2 protein-coding genes are annotated in these 1936 nt (G+C 67.4%); one reads left to right on the plus strand and one right to left on the minus strand.

The features are described 5' to 3' along the window. The first annotated feature begins 4 nt into the window (after positions 1-4). Complete coding sequence (gene groL / locus C9E82_RS23825; protein ID WP_122449416.1) at positions 5-1645, plus strand: chaperonin GroEL; 1641 nt, start codon at positions 5-7, stop codon at positions 1643-1645. 80 nt (positions 1646-1725) lie between these two features. Here groL and C9E82_RS23830 read toward each other — a convergent pair. Continuing rightward, positions 1726-1936 (minus strand): helix-turn-helix domain-containing protein (locus tag C9E82_RS23830; RefSeq protein WP_147393193.1); only part of this gene is annotated, 211 nt, incomplete at its 5' end.

Consider the following 1936-nt stretch of genomic DNA (forward strand, 5'->3'; position numbering starts at 1 on the left):
TCAAATGGCAGCGAAAGAAGTGAAGTTCAGCACGGACGCGCGCGACCGGATGCTGAAGGGCGTGAACATCCTTGCGGATGCGGTCAAGGTGACGCTTGGTCCGAAGGGCCGCAACGTGGTGATCGACAAGTCCTTCGGCGCGCCGCGCATCACCAAGGACGGCGTCTCGGTCGCCAAGGAGATCGAGCTGGGCGACAAGTTCGAGAACATGGGCGCGCAGATGGTCCGCGAAGTCGCGTCGCGCACCAATGACGAGGCCGGCGACGGCACCACCACCGCCACGGTGCTGGCCCAGGCGATCATCAAGGAAGGCCTGAAATCGGTCGCCGCGGGCCTGAACCCGATGGATCTGAAGCGCGGCATCGACCTGGCCACCACCAAGGTCGTGGCGGCGATCAAGGCCGCCTCGCGCCCGGTCAACGACAGCGCCGAAGTCGCCCAGGTCGGCACCATCTCGGCCAATGGCGAGGCCTTCATCGGCCAGCAGATCGCCGAGGCCATGCAGAAGGTCGGCAACGAGGGTGTGATCACCGTCGAGGAAAACAAGGGCATGGAGACCGAGGTCGAGGTCGTCGAGGGGATGCAGTTCGACCGCGGCTATCTCTCGCCCTATTTCGTCACCAATCCCGACAAGATGATCGCCGAGCTGGAAGACGCCTATATCCTGCTGCACGAGAAGAAACTGTCGTCGCTGCAGCCGATGGTGCCGCTCCTGGAGGCCGTGATCCAGTCGGGCAAGCCGCTCCTGATCGTCGCCGAGGACGTGGAAGGCGAGGCCCTGGCCACGCTGGTCGTCAACAAGCTGCGCGGCGGGTTGAAGATCGCCGCCGTCAAGGCGCCGGGCTTCGGCGACCGCCGCAAGGCCATGCTGCAGGACATCGCGATCCTGACCGGCGGCCAGGTCATCAGCGAGGACCTGGGCATGAAGCTGGAAAACGTCACCATCGACATGCTGGGCACGGCGAAGAAGATCTCGATCAACAAGGACAACACCACCATCGTCGACGGCGCCGGTGAGAAATCCGAGATCGAGGCCCGCGTCGCCCAGATCCGCCAGCAGATCGAGGAGACCACCTCGGACTATGACCGCGAGAAGCTGCAGGAACGCGTGGCCAAGCTGGCCGGCGGCGTCGCGGTGATCCGCGTCGGCGGCATGACCGAGGTCGAGGTGAAGGAGCGCAAGGACCGCGTCGACGACGCGCTGAACGCGACCCGCGCGGCCGTTCAGGAAGGCGTCGTCGTGGGCGGCGGCGTGGCGCTGGTGCAGGGCGCGAAGGCGCTGGAAGGGCTGACCGGCGAGAACAGCGACCAGGAAGCCGGCGTCGCCATCGTGCGCCGCGCGCTGGAGGCGCCGCTGCGCCAGATCGCCGAGAATGCCGGCGTGGACGGCGCGGTGGTGGCCGGCAAGGTCCGCGAATCCTCGGACAAGGCCTTCGGCTTCAACGCGCAGACCGAGGAATATGGCGACATGTTCAAGTTCGGCGTGATCGACCCGGCGAAGGTGGTGCGCACCGCGCTGGAGGACGCCGCCTCGGTCGCGGGCCTGTTGATCACCACCGAGGCGATGATCGCCGAGAAGCCCGAGCCGAAGGCTCCGGCCGGCGGCGGCATGCCCGACATGGGCGGCATGGGCGGCATGATGTGATCCCCCCTGCCCCTGGCAGAAACGACGAAAGGGCGCCAGGACGGCGCCCTTTCTTCATGGCAGGGGGCCAGGCCGTCGCGTCAGCCGTCGGCGGCCAGCAGATCGCGCAGCCCCGCCTCGTCCAGCAGGGCGATCCGCCCATAGCCCAGCCGGACCCAGCCGCGATGCTCGAACTGGCCCAGCACCGCATTCGCGGTATGGCGCGAGACATTCGCCATCTCGGCAAGATCCGCCTGGGTCAACGGCAGCCCCGCCCCGCCATCCGCGCCAGGATCGGCCGCAGCAGCGGTC

Source organism: Paracoccus sigandri, assembly GCF_003709565.1.
Lineage (GTDB): Bacteria > Pseudomonadota > Alphaproteobacteria > Rhodobacterales > Rhodobacteraceae > Paracoccus > Paracoccus siganidrum.